The following is a 21,682-nucleotide window of genomic DNA, read 5'->3' on the forward strand; positions in this document are numbered from 1 at the left end:
CTTCAGTCCGGCAAAGGGCTCACTTCCGCAGCCGGCTGAACACATAATCATGGTCGCGCTGCGAGGTGTGGCACTGGAAGCAGGCCGTGTCGGCCTCCTTTCCCACGGCACGTCGCCCACGGTCGCCCTCGGCGAAGCCCTCGAAGCCCCAGCCGCCGGTTTCGGCATAGCGTCCGCTGTCCTTGTGCATCACCCCCAGCACCTTGCGTGATCCCTCGGTGACCGCATTGCCCCCGTGCTCGGCCTCGAGCAGATCGAACACGATGACCGCGCCGTCCGGGAAGCTGCCTGCCTGATAGCCCTCCAGTGCCGCATCATTGGCGTACAGATGATGGATGCCGCCGAAGGCCTCGTACAGATCATGACCTTCCTCGATCACCATACTCTTGACGTGGTGCCAGTCGCGGTAGTCCTCGGGATAGGGCACGCCATTGTCGTCCGCGAGGATGGGGGCTGAACTGATTCCGGCCAGGATGGCGAGTGAGAGTGCAGTACGGATCATGATAATCCCTCCTTTATATATAATAAACAATTAACTATAGTATTAACTTAATACAGATTATATGAATCGAGTCGATACAAAATGAAGTATTGACCCGACGCGCCTGCTTGTCAATAAATGCTTTGAGGCGATACATTATGAGTATGAACCTCTCTGCCTTACTGCTCGAACGCCTGGGTGCATTGATCCATCAATCCGTGCGTGAGGACGCCGCCCGTCACGGCCTGCTGCCCATCCATGTGCAGGTGCTCGGCTACCTGGCCCAGGCCAACCGCTACAGCGATCTGCCCATTGCCATCGCCGAATACTTCGGTATTACCCGCGGCACCGTGTCCCAGTCCCTGGCGGTACTGGAGCGCAAGGGCCTGCTGGTCAAGCGGCCGGACCCGAAACACGGCCGACGCATCCACCTGGAACTGACCCGGGCGGGCAGGGCGGTGCTCGAGCGCAGCTGGGCGCAGCGGCTGGATGCGGCACTGGCCGCGGCCGATGCCGGAGGCGAGGCGCTCGAGATCGGGCTGCGGTCGCTGCTGGCAGAACTGCAGCGCCTCAATGGCCAGCGGGCCTTCGGTATCTGTCGTCAGTGTGTGCATTTCCAGGGCAGCCCGGAGAATGCCAGCTGCGGCCTGACCGGTGAGCCCCTTGCCGAAGAGCAGACCGGGCGGTTGTGTCGTGAGTGGTCGCAGGCGGGTGGACAGGAAAGCTAGACCGGGGCGGTCAGCGCGACAGACGCATGTCCGTACAGGAGTGATGAACCGCCCCGGGTTTCGCGGAGGCTGTTTGGTTTAAGTCAGGGCGCGATTGCCTCCTGACTGACGAGTTGCCGGTAATAGAACGCTACGGTTTCCATATGCGTCGCAACCGTTTCCGCCAGGGCGCCCGTTCAGGCTTTTGACGCGACGATGATCATTGCGACGAACACACCGCCGGCCAGGGCAACCAGGCTGTATCGCCTGTGCTCCTGTTCCGCCCGGGGCAGCAGGTGGGTGGCGCCGACATAGACCAGGGCGCCGGCGGACAGCGACAGCAGGGCGCCCAGCATATCCCGGTCAATCGCGCTGATGAAGGGATAGGAGACCAGCATGCCCAGCGGCGTGGTTGCCGCAGCCGCCAGGAACGCCAGGAGCACGGCCCTGCGCTCGGCGATGCCGCCGCGTACGAGTAGCAGATAGGTGATGATGCCTTCCGGAAATTCGTGCAGCACCATCCCCAGGGTCGCCAGGTAGCCCGTGAGGATGCTGACAGTGAAGGTGATGGAGTAGATAAAGCCGTCAATGAGGGAGTGCAAACCGATGCCGAGCATGGGGATCAGGCCGATGGCATAGTCCTTCCGCTCGGGATCGCGTTCGCAGACGAAGGCAGTGACGAATCGATTGAACAGGTGCAGTCCCAGGAACCCGGCCAGCAGCCAGAAGGGTGCCTGAGGATTCATTGAGAAGGATTTCGGGATGATGTGCAGAAAGGAAGCTGATACCAGCACCCCCGCCGCGAAGCACATGAAGTAGGTGGTGTTGCGATGTCCCCAGGCGGTGAAACGTCGGATGGTATAGATGCCCAGGCTCGTCACCAGGGCGGCAAGGCTGCTTGCGATCAGGGCAGTCCAGAAGCTGTTTTCCATCACTGGCCTTTATCGTGTCGGGCTGCGGCGGCAAATCAAAAAGCCGCCCCGGATCGGGGCGGCTTGGTTGTGGCGGATCAGATCGCCTTCTTGCAGAAGTACCAGTCGGTGCATTCGTAGCCTTCGTTCATGCGCTTCTCGGCATCATCCGCGGTTCCGGGCGGCGGCACGATGACCTTATCGCCCGGCTGCCAGCCTTCCGGCGTGGCGACCTTGTTCTGGTCCGAGGTCTGCAGGGCCGACACCAGGCGCACGAACTCCGGAATCGAGCGGCCGTTGGTCATCGGGTAGTAGACCATGGCGCGCAGGATGCCCTTGTCGTCGATGATGAAGGTCGCCCGTACCGCGGAGGTGTCGGCCGCCCCCGGATGGATCATGCCGTAGGCCTTCGCCACCTTCATGCTCAGGTCCTCGATGATCGGGAACGGGATCTCGACTCCGAACTTCTCCTTGATGTTGCGCACCCAGGCCACGTGCGAGTAGTAGCTGTCGATGGACAGGCCGAGCAGGTCGCAGTTCAGCTTCTGGAACTCCGGATAGGCCTGGGCGAAGGCCATGAACTCGGTGGTGCACACCGGGGTGAAGTCGGCCGGGTGCGAGAACAGCACCAGCCACTTGCCCTTGTAATCGGACAGCTTCTTCACGCCGTGGGTGGTCTTGGCCTCGAAGTCCGGGGCCGGTTCGTTTATGTGGGGCATGCCGTAGGACTGGGTTTCGGTGTCATTGCTCATGAGGGGTCTCCTTGTCTGAATTACTGCATGATTCGTTGAACACGGTTGCTACTATAGAGCGGCCGTGAACTTCTGTTAAATCGATTGTTACAATTTATCTGATAGGCGATACCTATTGTTGTCGCCTTGTCGACATCCGCTGCGGCCGTGGCTTCTGTTCCGGCTATGTCCCTGGCCGTTGCCGGTTGCTGCGCAGCGGCGGAAGGCCGGCAGATGACGCTGCTGCGAGGCCGCCTGCAGATTGCGCAGCACCGCAAGTATGTCCTCGCGGTGGGTGGTCTGCAGCAGGCGCTCGTACATTTCGCCATTGGCGATCTCGGCGGCCACGCCCGCGGCACAGGCCTCCTGCAGGCTGGCGTAGCGTTCCACCCGGCCCGGCCAGGGATTGGCGGGCACCGGCAGGCCATGGTTCAGGAACAGGGAGCGTACGGCCTCAATGTGACGGGCCTCGGCCTCGCGAATGTTGCTGAACGGCCTGACCTCGCCGAAATCCCGGATCACCTGGTCGTAGGTCGCCCAGGCGCGATACTCATCGTCGAGTGCCTCGTGGAGGGTGCGGATTTCGGCTTCGGTCAGGATATCCATGAATACAGGATAGGCGTTGCAGCCTGCAGATGCGCTGACCTGCGTCAGCTGAACGCCTGCCGAGACGGATTACTGGAAGGCCTGCCCGGGTTTCGCGCCCAGGGCCCTGACGATGCGCGCCAGCGGACAGAAGCCGGTGAAGGCCGACTGCAGCAGATTGGCGCCCACGAAGGCGGTCAGCCACAGCCAGTACGGACTGTGCAACTGGGCCAGGACAAGGCTGAGCAGCACCATTGCACCGGCGAAGGCAAGCACGATACGGTCGATTGACATCCTGTTTCTCCCTGCTTAAGACAGCCATCCGGATCCGCCATGCCGATCCGGTAGGCTGAGATATAGCCCATATCCGGTGGCTTGTCAGGGGGGGGCGGTGCCGACAGGCGCGGATGCTGCTTGTTCCGGGGGGGTCAGCCACCCGCGATGATGATCGCCAGCGCAGCTGCGTAAATGGTCAGGATCAGCGCACTCTCGAAGCCGATCCGGCCGATGCCATAGGTCTCGCGCCGCACCAGCCCCAGCAGCAGAATGCCGGTCATCAGGATGCTGACCAGGCCCCAGGTCATCTGCACCGGCGCCATGTCGTGATAGATGGGCCCGCCGGGGTAGCCCGCGTCGGCGGCGGCCACGACCAGCATGTTGAAGCAGTTGGTACCGAAGATGTTGCTTACCGCCAGCGTGAGCGCGCCGGCCCGGATGGCCGCGATGGTGGTGACCAGTTCGGGCGTGGAGGTGGCCACCGCGGTGAACAGGCCGCCGACCAGGGTTTCGGACAACCCGGACTGATCGCTGATGACCTTGGCGGCCTCCATCAGGACCCAGCCGGCCAGGCCGGTCACCGCGGCCAGGACGATGAAGCTGAGCCAGGCCAGGCTCAGTCCGCCGCGGCGGTGATGTACCGGTTTGTCCGGCACGGTCTGGCGGGTGTGCCGCGGGAACCACATGGGACGTTCCTCTGACCGCATGACCAGATGCAGGCCGAACAGGTAGGCGGCCACGATAATGGGGGTGACCGGATGCACACCGCCCAGGGCCACCGGTGGCGTGGCGATCGCGAGCAGCGGCAGGGTCAGCAGCACGATCAGCAGTGCCGCCAGCATCAGGGTGGTGGGGGAGGCGGCCGCGTGTTCCAGGTTGGCCTTGCGGTAGACCACGTCCGCAATGCCGAGAAACACCAGATTCACCGCCATGCTGCCCATGACATTGCTCATGGCCAGGTCGGGCCGGGCGTCCAGCGCCGCGCTCAGGGTGGCGGCGAAGTCAGGCAGCGAGGTCACGCCCGCGAGCAGGAAGATGCCGAACAGGGCCTCGCCGAGACCGGTGCGGTCGGCCAGCTCGTCGGCCACCCGCGCCAGCCGGCTGCCGGCGGTGACGATGACCAGGGCGGCGGCGCTGAAGGCGATGATGCTGGCGGTCAGGGATTCGAACATCCGGGGGGTCTCAGCTTATTGCGTCGTGTTTTGATTGTAGGCTGGGCTGAGCAGAGCGAAGTTGCGTAGGTCGGATCAGGCCGCAGGCCGTAATCCGACTTCGCGTTGTCGGGTTACGCTCCGCTGACCCGACCTACCGCACTGCACTCATCCTGCAACCCATCATTGGCGCTACAGCAGACCATACGCCAGCCAGCCGGTATACCCAATATAACAGGCCAGCAGCACGCCGCCTTCGAAGCGATTGACCCGGCCCGGTCCCCGGAAGCCGTAACCGAACACGAACAGCGACAGCGTCAGTACGCCCATCACCAGCATGTCGCGGGAGAACACCTCCGGTCCCGCCGCCAGCGGGGCGATGGCGCCGGCGATGCCGACCACGGCCAGGGTGTTGAACAGGTTGGAGCCGATGATGTTGCCCAGTGCCAGGTCATGCTCGCCCTTGCGCGCCGCGATGATGGAGGAGGCCAGCTCCGGCAGCGAGGTGCCGATGGCGACCACCGTCAGGCCGATGACGAGATCGCTCACGCCGAGCTGCTGGGCGATGGTCACTGCGCCCCAGACCAGCAGCCGGGAGCTGGCGATCAGCACCAGCAGGCCGATGCCCAGCCACAGCAGCGCCCGTGGCAGGGGCATGGGGTGGGCCGCCAGTTCCTGATCCATTTCAGCACCCAGCGCGTCGCTGCGCCCGCGCAGCCCCTGGCGGATGCTCCAGCCCATGATGAGGACGAACACCGCCAGCAGCGCCAGGGCGTCCGTCCGGCTCACGCTGCCGTCATGAAGCTGCCAGGCGGCCAGGGCGGTCACGGCGGCGAGCAGCGGCAGCTCCTTGCGCAGCACCTGCGAATGTACGGCGATGGGACTGAGCAGGGCGGTGATGCCGAGGATCAGCGCGATGTTGGTGATGTTGGAACCGTAGGCATTGCCCAGCGCGATGCCCGGATTGCCCTGGGCCGCGGCCAGGCCCGAGACGACCATCTCCGGGGCCGAGGTGCCGAAGCCGACCACCACCATGCCGATCAGCAGCGCCGGCATGCCGAAGTGCCGGGCCAGGGCCGCGGCGCCGGCGACGAAGCGATCGGCACTCCAGATCAGCAGGGCGAAACCGGCGATGACGGCGAGCAGGGGGATAGTCATACAGGGTCACTCAAGGGCGTCATCCCCGCGTAGCCGGGGATCCAGCAACCACGGCGGCTGATGGATTCCCGCCTGCGCGGGAATGACGGTGTCTGCAGTCCAGGCTGCATCATAACAGCTGCCGTCTCGGCGACAACTCCATCCGGGCTAGTGCACCCACCGAGGCTGAAATATAATGCGCGCTGCACCGGGTCCGCCCCACCATTCACCCGTAATCAGGAATGCCCTCAATGTCCGATCCCAGCATCATCTACACCGAGACCGACGAAGCCCCGGCCCTGGCGACCCATTCCTTCCTGCCCATGGTGCAGGCCTTCACATCGGCGGCCGGCATCCGGGTCGAGACCCGCGACATTTCGCTGGCCGGGCGCATCATCGCCGCCTTCCCCGAGCGGCTGACCGAGGCCCAGCGCCGTCCCGATGCCCTGGCCGAACTGGGTGAACTGGCAAAGACGCCGGAAGCCAGCATCATCAAGCTGCCCAACATCAGTGCCTCCATCCCTCAGCTCAATGCCGCCATCCGCGAACTGCAGGCGCAGGGTTATGACCTGCCGGACTATCCGCACGAACCGGTCGATGCCGAAGAGGAGCAGATCAAGGCGCGCTACGCGAAGGTGCTGGGCAGCGCGGTCAATCCGGTGCTGCGCGAGGGCAACTCGGACCGGCGCGTGGCCGGGGCGGTGAAGGAATATGCCCGCCGGCATCCGCATCGCATGGGCGCATGGTCCGCGGACTCGAAGACCCGCGTGGCCTCGATGGAGAGTGGGGATTTCCACGGCAGCGAACAGTCCGCGGTCATCGACACCGCCGGCGGGGTGAAGATCGAACTGGTCGGCGAGGACGGCGGCACGCAGGTGCTGAAGGAGAAGGTCGCAGTGGGCGCGGGCGAGGTCATCGACGCCTCGGTCATGAACTGCGGCACCCTGCGTGAGTTCTTCGAACAGGCTGCCGAACAGGCGAAACGGGACGGCGTGCTGCTGTCGCTGCATCTCAAGGCCACCATGATGAAGGTTTCCGACCCCATCATCTTCGGCCATGCGGTGAGCGTCTATTTCAGGGAAGTGTTCGACAAGCATGCCGAGACCTTCAAACAGCTCGGCGTCGATCCACGCTACGGCATGGCGGACCTGTATACCCGACTGCAGGAACTGCCCGAGGACCGGCGTCAGGCGATCGAGGCCGACATCCAGGCGGTGTATGAAAGCCGGCCCGAGCTGGCCATGGTTGATTCCAGTCGCGGCATCACCAACCTGCATGTGCCCAGCGACGTCATCATCGATGCCTCCATGCCCGCGGCCATCCGCGCCGGCGGGAAGATGTGGGGACCGGACGACGGCCAGCATGACACCCTGGCCATGATCCCGGACCGCAACTATGCCGGCGTCTACCAGGCCACCATCGACTTCTGCAAACAGCACGGCGCCTTCGATCCCGCCACCATGGGCAGTGTCAGCAATGTGGGTCTGATGGCGCAGAAGGCCGAGGAGTACGGCTCGCACGACAAGACCTTCGAGATCCCGGCCGCCGGCACGGTGCGCGTGATCGATACGCAGGGCAGGGTGCTGCTCGAGCATGCGGTCGAGGCCGGCGACATCTGGCGCATGTGCCAGACGAAGGACCTGCCCATCCGCGACTGGGTCAAGCTGGCCGTGACCCGCGCCCGGCTCACCGGTCAGCCGGCGGTGTTCTGGCTGGACCCGGAGCGCGCCCACGACGCCAATCTGATCGCCAGGGTCGAGGCGTATCTTCAGGAGCACGACACCGACGGGCTGGAGATCCGCATCATGACGCCGGCCGAGGCCACCCGCTACACCCTGGAGCGGATGCGGCGCGGCGAGGACACCATCTCGGTCACCGGCAACGTGCTGCGCGACTATCTCACCGACCTGTTCCCCATCCTGGAGTTGGGCACCAGCGCCAAGATGCTTTCCATCGTGCCGCTGCTGGCCGGCGGCGGTCTGTACGAGACCGGCGCCGGCGGCTCTGCGCCCAAGCACGTGCAGCAACTGCTGGAGCAGAATCACCTGCGCTGGGATTCGCTGGGCGAGTTCCTGGCCCTGGCGGTGGCGCTGGAGGAGTACGGCCGCAAGCAGGACAATGCCCGCGCCGGTGTGATCGCCCGGGCCCTGCATCAGGCCAACAGCGACTACCTCAACAACAACAAGTCGCCCTCGCGCAAGGTCGGCGAACCGGACACCCGGGCCAGTCATTATTACCTGACCCTGTACTGGGCCCGGGCGCTGGCGGCGCAGGACGAGGATGCCGGGCTGAAGGAGATCTTCGCTCCGGTGGCGCAGCGGCTGCAGGAAGCCGAGCAGACGATTCTCGATGAGCTGAACGCAGTGCAGGGAACGCCGGCGGATCTGGGGGGGTATTATCATCCCGACAGGGCAAAGACCGCGGCGGTGATGCGGCCCAGTGCGACGCTCAATACCGTTATCGATCAACTTAAATGACAGTTACACGTCCGTCATTGTGAGGAACGAAGTGACGCAGCAATCTCCTGCCGGCTGATACTGCGGTGTGGGATTGCCACGCTGCGCTCGCGATGACAGCTAAGTCACTACCACGCGATTCCGCCCTTCCTCCTTGGCCCGGTACAGCGCCTCGTCGGCGCGCTTGACCAGGCTGTCGAGGCTGTCGCCGGGCTGGTACTGGGTGACCCCGAGGCTGATGGTGACGCGGCCGGCGCCGGTGAACAGTGTTCCGGCGATGCGTCGGCGCAGTCCCTCTGCGGCCCGGCCCGCGCCCTCGATCCCGGTTTCGGGCAACAGGACGATGAACTCCTCACCGCCCCAGCGGGCCGGGATGTCGGTGTCCCGGACCTGCTCCCTGACGATGGCGGCCAGTTCGCTCAGCACGGCGTCGCCGACATCATGGCCGTGGCGGTCGTTGATGCGCTTGAAGTGATCGATATCGAACATGATCACGGCAAAGGGCCGCTGGTAACGGTTGGTGCGCTCGATCTCCTGGAGCAGCAGTTCCTCGAACTTGCGCCGGTTGTTCAGGCCGGTCAGTACGTCGTGACTGGCCTGATGCTCCAGTTCCCCGGCCAGGCGCTTGCGCGCCAGCGCTGCGCCGATGAGATCCGCGCTCACCTGCAGCGGTCTGATCTCGGCGGGTCGCAGGCTCGGCCGCGGTTCGGGGAAGGACAGGATCAGTATCCCTTCCAGCGTACCGTCCCGCAGTATGGGCAGGCACAGCACCGATTGAGCGCCGCCGGCCTCCAGCAGCGAGTATTCGATGCTGTCCCTGCCGGCCCGGTCGCGGCTGACGATCACGGCCTCACCGCGAATGAGCCGGGTCTGATAGGGCGCGACCACCACGGCCGGGATATGGAAGTCGGCCTTCAGTGGCCCAGTGCCGGGGGCGCACCACTGCAGAAACAGGTCGAAGCCGCCGGTCTCGTCGCTGTAATCCAGCAGGCTGCAGCGGCTGGCTGCCATGTTCTCGCCCAGCCGGGTGATGGCGTTGGTAATACCGTCACCGGTGCCTCCCACGCCGCAGTTGAGCAGCCGGAGCGAGATTTCGCGTACCTGTCCCTCCATTTCCAATTGCCGCACCAGCTTCGCCTCGGCCCGTTTGCGGGCCGTGATATCGACCGCGGTGGAGACAATCCGCTCGCGGCCGCCCACCGGCACCAGCTGCAGAAAGACGTCTTCCCAGATCTCGCTGCCGTCGAGGCGCCGGGTACGCCATTCGAAGCGCTGCGGCCCTGCCTCGCGTGTGCGCTGGAACAGTTCCCTGGCCTCCTGCAGCGAATAGGGCGGTTCCGACCAGATGGCGCGGCTCACGAAGGCCGCATGGTTCAGCGCCTCGACACTGTCCACGCCGTAGCTGGCCAGGGCCTTTTCACTGGCCTGCAGGACTTCCATGCTGTCCGGATCATGGACCATGACCGATACGGCGGCATTGTCGAACAGGGCCTGGTACTGTCGGCCGCGTCCCTCCAGTTCCCGGGTGCGGGTCCTGAGCCGGGCCGCGAGCAGGGTGCGTTCGCTGCGCAGGGCACGCAGATACACGGCCAGGAAGATCGCTGCCAGCAGCAGTCCCAGTGCGAACTGCAGGGACACCACCCAGGGCGGCGTGACCTCGACGGTTTCGATCGGCTGGGCCGGGGCTTGTGATTCGGCAACTGCAGGTATGGCGTGGCTTGCAGCGACGAGGAGGAGCAGTGATACGCACAATGCGGCGGGTCTTGCAATTATGTTACGCATTATGTCTGTCCATTCTAGCCGGTGTACCGATGGCGGACCAGACAACGGTCTGTAATACGCATTGCTTTTGTGGATAATGGCCGGGTACATCTTTCCGCACAGGCTGGTTCCCCGGTCAGGCGCCGTGCTAAGGTCGCCCCGGCTTTCATCAAGGCAGTTTCATGACCCAGAACACTCTCTATTGGCACGACTACGAAACCTTCGGTCTGGATCCCAGGCGCGACCGCCCGGTGCAGTTCGCCGGCATCCGTACCGACGAAGAACTGAACATCATCGGCGAACCGCTCAATATCCTCGCCCGGCCGGCACCGGACAGCCTGCCGCACCCGATCTCCTCGCTCATCACCGGCATCACCCCGCAGCAGGCACTGGAGCAGGGCCTGCCCGAGGCGGAGTTCATCGCCCGCATCCTGGCCGAACTCGCGCAGCCCGGCACCTGCGGCGTGGGTTACAACTCCATGCGCTTCGATGACGAGGTCACCCGCAATACCCTCTACCGGAACCTCTACGATCCCTATGGCCGCGAGTGGCAGAACGGCAACTCGCGCTGGGATCTGATCGACGTGGTGCGTGCCTGTCATGACCTGCGACCGGAGGGCATCGTCTGGCCGCAACGCGAGGATGCCGCCCGCCCCAGCTACAAGCTGGAGGAACTCACGGTCGCCAACGGCATCGCCCATGAACAGGCGCACGATGCCCTGGCCGATGTTCATGCCACCCTGGCCATGGCGCAGCTGATCCGGAACAAACAGCCGAAGCTGTATGACTTTCTCTATCAGCTGCGGCGCAAGCAGGCAGTACTCAAGTACATCGATCTCAAGGAGATGACACCTATCCTGCACACCTCGGGCATGTACGGCAGCGACCACGGCAATACCCGCATGGTGGTACCCGTCGCCGCTCACCCGGTGAACAAGAACAGCATCATCGTATTCGATCTGTCGCAGGATCCCTCGCTGCTGCTCGATCATGGAGTGAAGACGCTGACCGAGCGCCTGTATACCGCCAGCGAGGATCTGCCCGAGGGGGTGGAGCGGCCCGCGCTCAAGCAGCTGCTGGTGAACAAGTGCCCGGTGATCGCACCCACCTCGACCCTGACCGGCGAGGCCGCGGCACGGCTCAACATCGACCTCATGGCCTGCCGCCGGAACCGCCAGCGGCTGCTGGACGCGCGTAAGGAGGTACAGAAGAAGCTGGCGAAGATCTTCGAACCGCGCGAGTTCGAGCCTGTCAGTGATCCCGATCTGATGATCTATGCCGGCGGCTTCTTCGACGACAAGGACAAGGCCCTGATGGAGCGGGTCCACCAGACGCCACCCGATCAGCTTGATGGTCAGGGCTGGAACTTCAGCGATGAACGTCTGGGCGAGATGCTGTTTCGCTATCGTGCCCGCAATTATCCCGAAACACTCGGGCCCGAGGACCAGGACCGTTGGCTGGCGCATTGCCGTGCCCGTCTGCTGGAGGGCGAGGCGGGGCATCTGAGTTTCAGCGGCTTTCGCGAGGAACTGGATCAGCTGCGCGCCGAACTGACAGATGATGCCGGCAAGCAGGCGCTGCTCGACGAGGTGGCGGCCTTCGGTCGGGAACTCGAACGCTTCGTCCAGGGCCGGGTCTGAGGCCGGCGGTTCGCGCCGACTTCCCATAATCGTAATTCATGGGAGGGCAAAGTAAATTTAATATGCTATTTTTGATCGATTTTACCCATAGTCATCCGGCGTGGTCGCTGTTAAAATGCGCGGCTTAGTGTGGATTCCTTCGCTGATACAGGTGGGGCGGACTACACTTTGCGGATCCGGACTTTTCTGCCTGGAATGCCAGGCGGCGGCAGGCAGAGCAGCCGATCAGGAAATGAAAACAGTTATCATTTGGGGCGCTCTCTGACCGCCGCGATGGTTCCACGGCACGTGCGCAGCGTCGCTGCAGCGTTTTTCGGATCACATCGGGTTACGGAATCGGCATGGCCGAGGCCGTCAATGCCTGCAGATGACAACATACAGCTGGGCCTGTAATCAGAAATACTTATGGTCCCAGAAATCTTAACTTGTTGTAATGGCGTTTAAATCCATTCACACTCCGGGCCACAGAAACATAAGCTGAGGAGACTCGAGTCCATGATCGCGAACAACCCCTTCGCCGAACTTGCGCAAGTTTCGGCATTTATTTCTCCTTCCATCATGCAGGGGTACGTCATCCTGATGGTCATTCTGGTTGCCGTTGGCACCATTCTTGACATGATGCACAAGAAGAGTGCCCAGTACTTCTTCGAGAATGCCAAGCAGGCAGAGAAAAGTGCCAAGCGCACCCTGAGCGGAGGCGAGAAGGCCTCGCTCGCGATGCAGACTGTCGCCAGCGAAGTCCTGACCTCGTCGGAGTTCAAGAATCCCCGTCGTCGTGCCTCGCACCTGCTCACCATGTGGGGTTTCATCGTCTTTGTCGTCAGCACCGCCGTCCTGATCTTCGGCTATGCAACGTCGGCCGAGGCCGGCATCTGGCCGCTGCTGTGGCACCTGGGCGCGCTGTCCCTCGCCGTCGGCGGTTACTGGTTCTGGTTCGCCATCCGTGTCGATCTCTTCTCTGAAGGCGTGAAGTGGTACAACTTCAACGGTCGCGGCGACATCTTCATTGTCGGCCTGCTCGCCACCTCGACCTTCGCACTGCTCTGGTCCTTCACCATGGGCGGCGGCGCAGTGAATACGCTGTTCTTCGTGCTGTTCATCGCCAGCGCCACGGTACTGTTCGGCAGCGTCTACTGGTCCAAGTTCGCGCACATGTTCTTCAAGCCTGCTGCGGCTTACCAGAAGAAGTGCATCAAGGCGGACGGTTCGCGTGAGAATCTGCCTGATGACTATGATCTGTCGGATCCCGCCGTCCAGAAACGGTATCCTGATATCCCGGAATACATGGGCAGCAACCCGCCCAATATGGGGCTCGGTATCAACCGCGAACCCCCTCGTCACTACTAATTAATTTTCAAAAGTAAGGAGTATTTCATGCCAACTTTTGTATATATGACTCGTTGTGACGGTTGTGGTCATTGTGTCGATATCTGCCCGTCAGACATCATGCACATCGACAAGGTCACCCGTCGCGCCTACAACATCGAACCCAATATGTGCTGGGAGTGCTACTCCTGCGTCAAGGCCTGCCCGCATCAGGCAATCGACGTTCGGGGCTATGCAGACTTCGCCCCGCTGGGTCACTCGGTCCGAGTGAAGCGTGACGAGGAGAAGGGCGTTATCGCCTGGCGCATCAAGTTCCGCAACGGCCAGAAAGACATCGATCTGCTGGCGCCCATCACGACCAAGCCCTGGGGAACCTGTATCCCTCAGCTTGCCGATGTGTCGGCGCCTACACAGGAGCAGCGCGACAGCCAGCTGCTGTTCAACGAACCCAAATACATACGGCTCGACGATGGTGATATACACACCCTCAAGTCAAATGGCCTGAAAATGAAAGCAGGGGTGTACTACTGATGGCTTACGAAACAATCGTTGAAGACAATATCGATATCCTGGTCTGCGGCGCAGGCCTCGGTGGTACCGGTGCTGCATGGGAAGCCAGGTACTGGGGACAGAACAAGAAGATCGTCATCGCCGAGAAGGCAAACATCGATCGTTCCGGTGCTGTAGCGCAGGGGCTGTACGCCATCAACTGCTACATGGGAACCCGTTTCGGGGAGAACAACCCGGAAGATCACGTCCGCTATGCGCGCATCGACCTGATGGGCATGGTGCGTGAGGATCTGCTGTTCGACATGGCGCGTCACGTGGACTCCGCCGTGCACCAGTTCGAAGAGTGGGGTCTGCCCCTGATGCGCGATCCCAAGACCGGTGCCTATCAGCGTGAAGGCCGTTGGCAGATCATGATTCACGGTGAGTCCTATAAGCCGATCGTCGCGGAAGCCGCGAAGAAGTCGGCCGACAAGGTGTTCAACCGTATCTGCGTCACCCATCTGCTGATGGACGAGTCCAAGGACAACCGTGTCGCTGGTGCTGTCGGATTCAACGTCCGCACCGGTAACTACCACGTGTTCAAGTCCAAGACCGTTATCGTCGCCGCCGGTGGCGCCTCCAACATCTACAAGCCGCGTTCAGTCGGTGAGGGTGCCGGCCGTGTCTGGTACGCCCCCTGGTCCTCGGGTTCGGCCTACGGCCTGCTGATCGGCGCCGGCGCCAAGATGACCCAGATGGAGAACCGCATCGTACTGGCTCGCTTCAAGGACGGTTACGGTCCGGTGGGTGCCTACTTCCTGCACCTCAAGACCTACACCCAGAACTGCCTGGGTGAAGAGTACGAATCCAAGTGGTGGCCGCAGCTGCAGGAGATGGTCGGCAAGGAATATCTGGATCCGGAAGCGTCTCACCGGACCCACCGCCCGATCCCGACCTGCCTGCGTAACCATGCGCTGATCAGCGAGGTCAACGCCGGTCGTGGTCCGATTCACATGGTGACCATGGAAGCCTTCCAGGACCCGCATCTGGAAGAAATCGGCTGGCACAACTTCCTGGGTATGACCGTCGGTCAGGCAGTGCTCTGGGCGGCCACCGACGTGGATCCGAAGAACGAGAACCCGGAACTGACGACCTCCGAGCCCTATGTCATGGGTTCGCACGCCACCGGTTGCGGCGCCTGGTGCTCAGGTCCGGAAGATATCTCTCCGGAGGAGTACTTCTGGGGCTATAACCGCATGACCACGGTCGAAGGTTTGTTCGGTGCCGGTGACGCCGTCGGCGGTACTCCGCACGCGTTCTCCTCGGGTTCCTTCACCGAAGGCCGTCTGGCCGCCAAGGCTGCCTGCAGGTACATCGACGACGGTAAGGCTGAAGGTATCGTCGTGTCCGAGAAGCAGATCGAAGATCGCAGGAAAGAGATCTACAAGCCGATGGAGCATTACCGTATCTACCGCAACGAGATCACTGCGGGTACGGTCAATCCCAACTACATCAATCCGCGTCAGGGCCTGGATCGCCTGCAGAAGCTGATGGATGAGTATGCCGGCGGCGTAACGGTCAACTACATGACCAACGAGAAGCTGCTGCACATCGGCCTCAAGAAGCTCAAGATTCTGGAAGAGGATCTTGAGAAGATCGCTGCAGAGGATGTCCATGAACTGCTGCGTGCATGGGAGCTGAAGCATCGTCTTCTCACCTCCGAGGCCGTCATGCAGCATACCCTGTTCCGTAAGGAAACCCGCTGGCCCGGCTACTACTACCGCGGCGACGCACTCAAGGTGGATGACGAGAACTGGCACGTGTTGACCGTTTCCCGTCGCGACCCGAAGACCGGGGAATACACCATGGAGAAGGCGCCTTGTTATCACCTGGTGGGTGAGGACGAGTAGTCACACATACGACAGGGATGTAATGCGAGGGATCTCTACGAACGGTAGAGATCCCTCGGTTTTCCGGCCGGACCTGAAAAGATCAACAGCTGTTGATCTTTTTTCGTTATTACGGCGACAACGATCTATTGACTCGGTGGACAGATGAATATGACGACTGAAGCATCCACAGAAGGACAGGACTTCAAAAATATCCTGGACCATACCGATGAGGAACTGCAGGCGATCGCTCATCCCATGTGGGAAGAACTGATCGAGTATTCGAACAAGGGACAGTACGGTAAATTCATCAAGAAGTTTTCCTACAACCTGCTGTTCGGCCTGAACGAAGTCGAGGTGGGCAAGCAGTTTGTCAAGAGTGAACTGACGCGCAGCCTGGATCCGAATTATGACTTCCTGGGCTTTATCCGCCGCGGCGAGCATGTCACATGTCTGTACCGTGTCAGAAGCACCAAGAAGGAAGGTGAGTGGCTGGGGCGTATGGTGCTCGGCTACGAGGACGGCGAAGTCAGAATTTTCGGTGCCTCCATCTTCTAGAATGTTACCAGCTTTATCGAGACCATCATGACCGAGATCAGCAAGGACATCATCACGGACGGTAAATACGTCGAACTTAAATACAAGGTCATCGACGTCAAGACCGACAGTGTTTTAACCGAAATCGAGTACCCTCTGGGCTACGTGCAGGGCGTCAATGAGGTACTGGCCCCGGCCGTCATGCAGAAGCTGGAAGGCAGGGCGGCAGGCGACACGATCGAGGTGCCGATCGACTGCAATCAGCTCTACGGCCCCAGAGATGAATCCCTGGTCATTACCGAAAACATCAATAACGTCCCTGAGGAGTACCGCGAGGTCGGTACGGCCATCCTGATGGAGAATGACAGGGGGCAGACCAAGAGCTTCCTGGTGACGCGTATCGCCGGCGATTACATTACCATCGACGGCAACAATCCCCTGTGTGGGCGGCAGGTGATTTTCAAGCTCGAGGTCCTGACAGTCCGCGACGCGACTGAGGAAGAGATCGAGTTCGGCGGTAAGGTGGAAAAGGGGCCGGATCTGTCCGGGGCCGGCAAGCAGGTGCCGATCTGAAGTCGTCTATGGCTGCCTGATCGGTTGCCGGGGGACGGTAGAGATTGAGGAAGTGAAAGAACGAGTGGCCGCGCGCCCGTAAGGGGTCGCGCGGCGCTTCGTTTCAGGGGCGCTTCGGGGTCTGGTATGCCTGCTCTTTCTGGAACGATTCCCAGATGGTGTCGTAGCCCACGTAACCCTTTTCATTCGGCTCTTTCTGACGGGTGATCAGATAACGGGACTTGCCTTCGGGAACCTTGGGTCGGGTCTTGGGTGCGTCGCTCATAATTCATCTCCTCTGGGCAGTAGAAACGGCAGTTGAATAAACCACTTATCTCAAACTCCCAATTCTACCGCAGCATGCATCATTTGCCAATGTCTACAGTGCGTATCCTGCCGGCAATTCCAGCCCACTGATATTCAGCGAAAGCAAAAGGGCCACCCTTTCGGGTGGCCCTTTGTGTTTGGTGGGCGGCGACTACCGAAAACGTCGCATAACATATTGTTTTAATGAATAACTATATGATTGCAATTATGAAGATGCCCCCAAAGCTGCCCCCAGGGTCATCGGTTACCGAGGGACATCTACGCCTACGAGAGCAAGGCTAGGAGGGACTGGCGGCGCGCAGTTGGTCCAGGTAGCCATCGCACCCAGTAAAGTAGCCATCCACTGCCTTCATGACGTCCGCAAGCGTTGGTAGGTGCAGATCGCTATAAGCCACTGGAACGGGGTTGCCTTTGCGATCGACTGGGTATCGGTAGGAGTACGAGCGAGGGTCGATCTTTGCGAATTCGAGGATAATTTCACCGACTACCGGATCAGCTTCATCCGGATCTTCGGTGCCGTAGCGTTCCAGCATCGCCAAGAATTCGCTCCAGAGGGCAGCAAGGTCATGGGTTTCCCAATTGGCGCGTATACCGACCGCTGGACCATATGTCGCCAACTGGTATTTCAAGGTAAGTTCTAAAAACTGCCGATAGTTGAAAATGATTGGAAAGACGAGTGTGTCCCGCGCCGGGCGATCGTTCGCTGACCTCTCCACCATCAAGTCGGCTGCCTCCTTGTAGCCCGTCATCATGAGCACCAATCGGGTGAATTCATTATCTGCAATATTCGCGTTGTCGAACGGATCGTCGGCAACGACAAACGGCTTGTCGCCTGCTGTGGGCCACCGGAATTCAGTCGTCAGAATGTCTTCGAACGATTTACGCTTTGCCATGTCTCTGACCGTCGGGTAAATGCAACAAATTCTCAGTCGAGTTTACACCCAATCATCTGACGATTCGCCCAGCAGATTCAGCCGCGCCGCCATGCCGGCCAGCGAAATCTGCACAAACGCATCGTGCTGCGCGGTCAACCGCTCGAAGGTGTTCCAGTGCATCCCCTTGGGCTTCCAGCCTTCGCCATTGAGGATGCCCGGCTCCCATCCCAGCTTGTCGCGGATGCGGTCGGCACGCCTTACCGCTCGGTCGTCCCAGGTTTCCCGCTGACTGGGATAGGCCAATTGGTAACAGTGACGACAAGCGAAAATGCCGCCGCCGTAGAGGATCGCCACGCGCCGACCGCAACCACGGGCAGGGCAGAGGAACCAGGGTCGTTTCCCGCCAAGGTGGCAGGCGGTCCAGTCGAGATAGACGGGGTAGCTTTCGTCTTTCCAGTCCTCGCCGCCGCTTCGGTGCCGGTAGTTGAGGATCACGCGGCCCGGTTCGGTGAGCACGCGGATGGAGGCGACTACTTCGCCAAGGCGCGACCACTGCCAGCCGAAGGATTGGTGCGGCACGAGCAGGCCATCCCGTTTCCAACGCCGCACGTCGATGGAGCGGTAATCGTCGGTGGTGTCCTTTGCTCCCCAGTACCAATGCCGTCCGCTACCCATGCCACCCATGTTCACCTCCATATTTTTTAACCGAAATCATTTGGGAAATTCACCTTTTTGTTTCGGCCCTTGTGGGCCTTGGTTGGTCGTCACGGGTTTGCTGTGGCCTTGGTAAAAAGCGTTCGCAATATCGCCGGTCCGTGTCCCACAATCCGGCGATAGCCTCCGGCTCGCCTTTGGCGCAGTGGCCAAGGTGCGGATGGTCGATTCGCTCAAAGTGGATGCAGTCGGCGCAGCGGACGGAGCAGGGTCGCTGTATCGGTTTATCCGCTGCCCGATTCCAGCACCAGGGGCAGCCCAGCACTTCGCCGGAGAACCACAACCAGATCGGGCCGCAGTGCTTGCAGGTGGCCTGTTCGGTGTAGTGCTCCGGGCGTTTGTCCTGATCCATTTCCCGGCGCTGCACAAGTGAGCGGGCGAATGCGGCGAGCGTGTCGGCACTGACCGCGCCTTTACCCCAGTCCTCGATGTCTTCCGCTGCGAGTGCTTCCTTTACCTCGGGGGCGTGATGTCGAGTCCGTTGCAGGCGTCGGCCAGTGCCTCCAGTAGCTTGGAGTTTTCCTGTTCTGAATCCCTATACGCAGAATCCGCACTATCCGCACAATTGCCCTGCTCGGTGGGGTTCTGCGCATTCTGCGAATTGTGCGTATAGAGGGTTTCCGTTGAAGCGGGAACACCGAGGGTTTCGCGCCAGCTCATCGCCAAGCCCTCGCAATCTCTGGCCTGACCCGCACTATGGGCGAGGGCGGGCGGCCCGGTCCGTCTCGCAGTGGTTCGGTTACCTCCAGGTAGCCACGCTCTTCCAGCGCATCCAGGGCTTCGCGTAGCATGGCGACGCGGGGGAAGGTGCCGCGCAGGGCGTTGAAGGCTTCGCGCACGGTGAAGCGGTCCAACCGGCCCCGTTCGATCCAGTCCCACACCAGGCGGGCGGCGGCAATGGTGGGATCGGCGCCCATCATGTCCAGTGCCGCCAGACTGTGACGGGTGATAACGGCCATGATCTCCAACGCGGCGGTCATGGTTTCAGCGGTGATGGCGGCCTCCCATGGTGTGCCGTGGGCGTGCTTGATGCCGTGCAATACCCCGGCCAGCCGTGCCGCCGCGCCCGGTGCCTTGCCTGCCCAATCGGTGAAGTGCTCCAACTCCCGACCCGGTTGCATCTGCACCTCGATGGCTTGAGCGAAGGCGTACCACTCCGCATAAGCTTCATCACTCAGGCGCAGCAGGTGGGAGCGTTGCTCGCCATGTTCGTCAGTGACGGGTTCCCAATCGAGCATGGCGCGGAGGCCGGCCGCATAGGCGTCGCGCACGCCTTCCGGAACGGGCTTGGACTGCAAGGCGCGATAGCCCAGCGGGGATGGCGGTAGCAGATAAAGAAACCGCCCCAACAGTCCCCGGCCCCGGAATCCCGGTTTAGCCGCCAGTCCCCGCAACACATCCGGCTGTGGGCTTAGGCCGATACTCAGGCGCGGGCCTTTCAGGAAGACCGGCGGACGGCTCCCCCGGTCCACGCGTTCCGCGTCCCCGCTATGGGCTTTCAACACCAGGTCCAGGTTGGGGATGCCGTTGGAGTAGCGGCCTTGCAGTAGATCGAAGACGCCGCCCTCCGACGACAGCCAGGCCATGCACTCGCCATGCTCGGCCAGCAGTGCGCCCAGTCGCTCCGGGGTGGCGTCTGATGTCCAAATCTGCGGCTGCATGGGGATGTCGGGAAGTTCGGCCTCGATGTCGGCCGCCTCCCGCGCAAGCTCCGCCGCCTTGCCGTTGTCTTTCTCCTTGGCGGCCTTGTTGCGCTTCTCTTTGGCGCGGGCTTCCAAGGTCTTGCGTTCGCTGGTGATGCGCTTGATCTCAGGCTCAAGGATGGCAGCCTGATCCCTTTCCCAGGCGACCAGCGGCGCGGTCGCGGCGGACTGCACCGCGCTCTTGCGGTTGCCAGGCGGCAGGGCCACCACGGCCCACAGGTTGCAGGGCTCAAAGTAACCCGGCTTCACCATCACCCGCAGACGGCGGGCGGCAGCGGTGGCACAGGCGACCAGGACCATCCCGGCCGCCAGTTCCGGTGGCGTCTCGGTATCGGTCGCAATGGCGCGGGCGTAGTCGCCGGCCCAGCCGGGCAGGTGTACGAGATCGAGGCGGGGAAGATTGGGCGCATCCAGCGGCACCAGTTCCGGCCAATCCTCGGGCGGTGGCGCGGCGGTCTTCAGCAGGTCGGCGCTCATGCTTCACCTCGCGCCAGCCACACGGCCAGATCGTTGAAGTCCGTCAGGTGCTCGGGTGCGTCTTTCGGCCACTGGGGCAGGGCGAGCAGCGCATCCGATGCAATAGCGGCGGCCTTGGCCTTGGTGGCGCCGGGATTCCCCGCCGTCAGCCGGTCATCGTCCCCCGCAATCACCAGTTCGGCGGATGGCCAACGGCGGCGGGCAGCCATTGCAACCGGTTCCAGGTTGCCCGCGTCGATGGCCGCCAGTACCAGCGCGGTGGGTTCGTCCTCGGCCAGGGTGCAGCCGGTGGCCCAGCCCTCGCAGATGAGGACACGGGCGGGGTTTCCCATCTCACCTGCCACGGGAATGAAGCAGCCCCGTTTGCGCCCGCCGGAGAGCAGCAACTTACCGCCATCGGTGGCGATGAATTGCAGGCTGGTCAGCTTCCCAGTGAAGTCCATTACCGGCAGCGTCAACGCGCCTTTGTGAATCCTCGCGCCGTGCGGCTGGATGCACTTGCGGGCAAGATAGGGGTGCGTCTTTGGGGTGGGGGTTGCCGCGTTCCAGATTGCAGCGGCACGTTTCGCCGCCTCGGTCTGCCGGGCGCGCTGCTCAGCCTCGGTCTGTTGTTTCGCGGCTTCCACCCGGCGCGCGAATGCGGTCCGTTCGGCCCGTGAAAAGGGTTTGTTGCGCTTCGCCTGCCAGGTGTTCGAGAGACCGGAGGACCAGTCTCCGAAGCAACCACCCAGCCCGTCATCGAACAACAGGCACCAGCCCGCCCGGTTGGCCGGGCGTTTACCGGCGCCGGGGAAGCGATACAGCTTGCCCGCTTCCAGAACGTCCGGCGGCTCCAGCCCGGCGGATCGCATAGCGTCGCGGAATTGGGAGATCGCATTATTCATCGTGCGTACCTCCCATGCGGTTGATCCGCTGCGCCAGTCCGATGGGGAACCAGCCCCAAACGGCCAGGGTGAC

General features: G+C 62.1%; 21 protein-coding genes. 8 read left to right on the top strand and 13 right to left on the bottom strand.

What is annotated here, in order from left to right; translation table 11 throughout:
- Nucleotides 1-19: 19 nt before the first annotated feature.
- The gene (locus CFK21_RS08040; RefSeq protein WP_096366170.1) at nt 20-502 is read right to left on the bottom strand and encodes a cytochrome P460 family protein; all 483 of its coding nucleotides are present in this window, start codon (nt 500-502) and stop codon (nt 20-22) included.
- 137 nt (nt 503-639) lie between these two features.
- Between CFK21_RS08040 and CFK21_RS08045 the strand changes: the two genes are divergently transcribed.
- The gene (locus CFK21_RS08045; RefSeq protein WP_231971480.1) at nt 640-1,209 is read left to right on the top strand and encodes a MarR family winged helix-turn-helix transcriptional regulator; all 570 of its coding nucleotides are present in this window, start codon (nt 640-642) and stop codon (nt 1,207-1,209) included.
- Between the two features lie 176 nt (nt 1,210-1,385).
- Here CFK21_RS08045 and CFK21_RS08050 read toward each other — a convergent pair whose 3' ends face one another.
- The 6 genes from CFK21_RS08050 to CFK21_RS08075 form a co-directional block, all read right to left on the bottom strand.
- The gene (locus CFK21_RS08050; RefSeq protein ID WP_096366172.1) at nt 1,386-2,120 is read right to left on the bottom strand and encodes a ZIP family metal transporter; all 735 of its coding nucleotides are present in this window, start codon (nt 2,118-2,120) and stop codon (nt 1,386-1,388) included.
- Between the two features lie 77 nt (nt 2,121-2,197).
- Nucleotides 2,198-2,851, bottom strand: a complete 654-nt coding sequence (locus CFK21_RS08055; RefSeq protein ID WP_096366173.1) for a peroxiredoxin — start codon at nt 2,849-2,851, stop codon at nt 2,198-2,200.
- A gap of 87 nt (nt 2,852-2,938) precedes the next feature.
- Nucleotides 2,939-3,436, bottom strand: coding sequence for a ferritin-like domain-containing protein (locus CFK21_RS08060; protein ID WP_096366174.1), 498 nt, complete (start codon nt 3,434-3,436; stop codon nt 2,939-2,941).
- A 69-nt stretch (nt 3,437-3,505) separates the two neighbouring features.
- Nucleotides 3,506-3,709, bottom strand: a complete 204-nt coding sequence (locus CFK21_RS08065) for a YgaP family membrane protein (protein ID WP_096366175.1) — start codon at nt 3,707-3,709, stop codon at nt 3,506-3,508.
- Nucleotides 3,710-3,843: 134 nt separating this feature from the next.
- Nucleotides 3,844-4,863, bottom strand: a complete 1,020-nt coding sequence (locus tag CFK21_RS08070; RefSeq protein WP_096366176.1) for a sodium:calcium antiporter — start codon at nt 4,861-4,863, stop codon at nt 3,844-3,846.
- Nucleotides 4,864-5,034: 171 nt separating this feature from the next.
- The gene (locus tag CFK21_RS08075) at nt 5,035-6,000 is read right to left on the bottom strand and encodes a calcium/sodium antiporter (RefSeq protein ID WP_096366177.1); all 966 of its coding nucleotides are present in this window, start codon (nt 5,998-6,000) and stop codon (nt 5,035-5,037) included.
- Between the two features lie 221 nt (nt 6,001-6,221).
- Between CFK21_RS08075 and CFK21_RS08080 the strand changes: the two genes are divergently transcribed.
- On the top strand, nt 6,222-8,456 hold the full coding sequence (locus CFK21_RS08080; protein WP_369801188.1) for an NADP-dependent isocitrate dehydrogenase: 2,235 nt from the start codon (nt 6,222-6,224) through the stop codon (nt 8,454-8,456).
- A gap of 99 nt (nt 8,457-8,555) precedes the next feature.
- Here CFK21_RS08080 and CFK21_RS08085 read toward each other — a convergent pair whose 3' ends face one another.
- Nucleotides 8,556-10,217 carry a sensor domain-containing diguanylate cyclase gene (locus tag CFK21_RS08085; RefSeq protein ID WP_172844277.1) on the bottom strand — a complete coding sequence of 554 codons (1,662 nt, stop codon included), beginning with the start codon at nt 10,215-10,217 and terminating at the stop codon, nt 8,556-8,558.
- A 161-nt stretch (nt 10,218-10,378) separates the two neighbouring features.
- Between CFK21_RS08085 and sbcB the strand changes: the two genes are divergently transcribed.
- From sbcB to CFK21_RS08115, 6 genes are all read left to right on the top strand, one after another.
- Nucleotides 10,379-11,836, top strand: a complete 1,458-nt coding sequence (gene sbcB, locus CFK21_RS08090; protein ID WP_096366180.1) for an exodeoxyribonuclease I — start codon at nt 10,379-10,381, stop codon at nt 11,834-11,836.
- Between the two features lie 558 nt (nt 11,837-12,394).
- A complete protein-coding gene (locus CFK21_RS08095; protein WP_096366181.1) occupies nt 12,395-13,183 on the top strand; it encodes an adenylyl-sulfate reductase in 789 nt (262 codons plus the stop codon).
- Between the two features lie 27 nt (nt 13,184-13,210).
- Nucleotides 13,211-13,693 (top strand): adenylyl-sulfate reductase subunit beta, encoded by a 483-nt coding sequence (gene aprB, locus CFK21_RS08100; RefSeq protein ID WP_096366182.1) that lies wholly within the window; start codon nt 13,211-13,213, stop codon nt 13,691-13,693.
- Nucleotides 13,693-15,561, top strand: a complete 1,869-nt coding sequence (gene aprA, locus CFK21_RS08105) for an adenylyl-sulfate reductase subunit alpha (protein WP_096366183.1) — start codon at nt 13,693-13,695, stop codon at nt 15,559-15,561. Before aprB ends, aprA begins: the two co-directional genes overlap by 1 nt.
- Nucleotides 15,562-15,705: 144 nt before the next feature.
- Entirely contained in the window at nt 15,706-16,098 is a 393-nt protein-coding gene (locus tag CFK21_RS08110) for a hypothetical protein (protein ID WP_369801189.1), read from the top strand.
- Nucleotides 16,099-16,125: 27 nt separating this feature from the next.
- The gene (locus tag CFK21_RS08115; protein ID WP_096366184.1) at nt 16,126-16,650 is read left to right on the top strand and encodes an FKBP-type peptidyl-prolyl cis-trans isomerase; all 525 of its coding nucleotides are present in this window, start codon (nt 16,126-16,128) and stop codon (nt 16,648-16,650) included.
- A 103-nt stretch (nt 16,651-16,753) separates the two neighbouring features.
- On the opposite strand, the gene CFK21_RS15355 is transcribed toward CFK21_RS08115, so the two are convergent.
- The 5 genes from CFK21_RS15355 to CFK21_RS08135 form a co-directional block, all read right to left on the bottom strand.
- A complete protein-coding gene (locus CFK21_RS15355; protein WP_172844278.1) occupies nt 16,754-16,915 on the bottom strand; it encodes a hypothetical protein in 162 nt (53 codons plus the stop codon).
- 319 nt (nt 16,916-17,234) lie between these two features.
- Entirely contained in the window at nt 17,235-17,849 is a 615-nt protein-coding gene (locus CFK21_RS08120; protein ID WP_096366185.1) for a hypothetical protein, read from the bottom strand.
- A gap of 42 nt (nt 17,850-17,891) precedes the next feature.
- Complete coding sequence (locus CFK21_RS08125; protein ID WP_231971481.1) at nt 17,892-18,527, bottom strand: hypothetical protein; 636 nt, start codon at nt 18,525-18,527, stop codon at nt 17,892-17,894.
- Between the two features lie 674 nt (nt 18,528-19,201).
- Nucleotides 19,202-20,725 (bottom strand): YfjI family protein, encoded by a 1,524-nt coding sequence (locus tag CFK21_RS08130; RefSeq protein ID WP_096366186.1) that lies wholly within the window; start codon nt 20,723-20,725, stop codon nt 19,202-19,204.
- The gene (locus CFK21_RS08135) at nt 20,722-21,609 is read right to left on the bottom strand and encodes a toprim domain-containing protein (protein ID WP_096366187.1); all 888 of its coding nucleotides are present in this window, start codon (nt 21,607-21,609) and stop codon (nt 20,722-20,724) included. Before CFK21_RS08135 ends, CFK21_RS08130 begins: the two co-directional genes overlap by 4 nt.
- Between the last annotated feature and the right edge of the window lie 73 nt (nt 21,610-21,682).

Source organism: Thiohalobacter thiocyanaticus, from assembly GCF_002356355.1.
Classification (GTDB): domain Bacteria; phylum Pseudomonadota; class Gammaproteobacteria; order Thiohalobacterales; family Thiohalobacteraceae; genus Thiohalobacter; species Thiohalobacter thiocyanaticus_A.

Coding starts and splice junctions, on each gene's coding strand:
- CFK21_RS08045 (WP_231971480.1), top strand. CDS start 640: ATGAGTATGAACCTCTCTGCCTTACTGCTCGAACGCCTGGGTGCATTG.
- CFK21_RS08115 (WP_096366184.1), top strand. CDS start 16,126: ATGACCGAGATCAGCAAGGACATCATCACGGACGGTAAATACGTCGAA.
- sbcB (WP_096366180.1), top strand. CDS start 10,379: ATGACCCAGAACACTCTCTATTGGCACGACTACGAAACCTTCGGTCTG.
- CFK21_RS08060 (WP_096366174.1), bottom strand. CDS start 3,436: ATGGATATCCTGACCGAAGCCGAAATCCGCACCCTCCACGAGGCACTC.
- CFK21_RS08070 (WP_096366176.1), bottom strand. CDS start 4,863: ATGTTCGAATCCCTGACCGCCAGCATCATCGCCTTCAGCGCCGCCGCC.
- CFK21_RS08065 (WP_096366175.1), bottom strand. CDS start 3,709: ATGTCAATCGACCGTATCGTGCTTGCCTTCGCCGGTGCAATGGTGCTG.
- CFK21_RS08135 (WP_096366187.1), bottom strand. CDS start 21,609: ATGAATAATGCGATCTCCCAATTCCGCGACGCTATGCGATCCGCCGGG.
- CFK21_RS08130 (WP_096366186.1), bottom strand. CDS start 20,725: ATGAGCGCCGACCTGCTGAAGACCGCCGCGCCACCGCCCGAGGATTGG.
- CFK21_RS08055 (WP_096366173.1), bottom strand. CDS start 2,851: ATGAGCAATGACACCGAAACCCAGTCCTACGGCATGCCCCACATAAAC.
- CFK21_RS08125 (WP_231971481.1), bottom strand. CDS start 18,527: ATGGAGGTGAACATGGGTGGCATGGGTAGCGGACGGCATTGGTACTGG.
- CFK21_RS08110 (WP_369801189.1), top strand. CDS start 15,706: ATGAATATGACGACTGAAGCATCCACAGAAGGACAGGACTTCAAAAAT.
- aprB (WP_096366182.1), top strand. CDS start 13,211: ATGCCAACTTTTGTATATATGACTCGTTGTGACGGTTGTGGTCATTGT.
- CFK21_RS08095 (WP_096366181.1), top strand. CDS start 12,395: ATGCAGGGGTACGTCATCCTGATGGTCATTCTGGTTGCCGTTGGCACC.
- CFK21_RS15355 (WP_172844278.1), bottom strand. CDS start 16,915: ATGAGCGACGCACCCAAGACCCGACCCAAGGTTCCCGAAGGCAAGTCC.
- CFK21_RS08050 (WP_096366172.1), bottom strand. CDS start 2,120: ATGGAAAACAGCTTCTGGACTGCCCTGATCGCAAGCAGCCTTGCCGCC.
- CFK21_RS08080 (WP_369801188.1), top strand. CDS start 6,222: ATGCCCTCAATGTCCGATCCCAGCATCATCTACACCGAGACCGACGAA.
- CFK21_RS08120 (WP_096366185.1), bottom strand. CDS start 17,849: ATGGCAAAGCGTAAATCGTTCGAAGACATTCTGACGACTGAATTCCGG.
- CFK21_RS08075 (WP_096366177.1), bottom strand. CDS start 6,000: ATGACTATCCCCCTGCTCGCCGTCATCGCCGGTTTCGCCCTGCTGATC.
- CFK21_RS08085 (WP_172844277.1), bottom strand. CDS start 10,217: ATGCGTAACATAATTGCAAGACCCGCCGCATTGTGCGTATCACTGCTC.
- CFK21_RS08040 (WP_096366170.1), bottom strand. CDS start 502: ATGATCCGTACTGCACTCTCACTCGCCATCCTGGCCGGAATCAGTTCA.
- aprA (WP_096366183.1), top strand. CDS start 13,693: ATGGCTTACGAAACAATCGTTGAAGACAATATCGATATCCTGGTCTGC.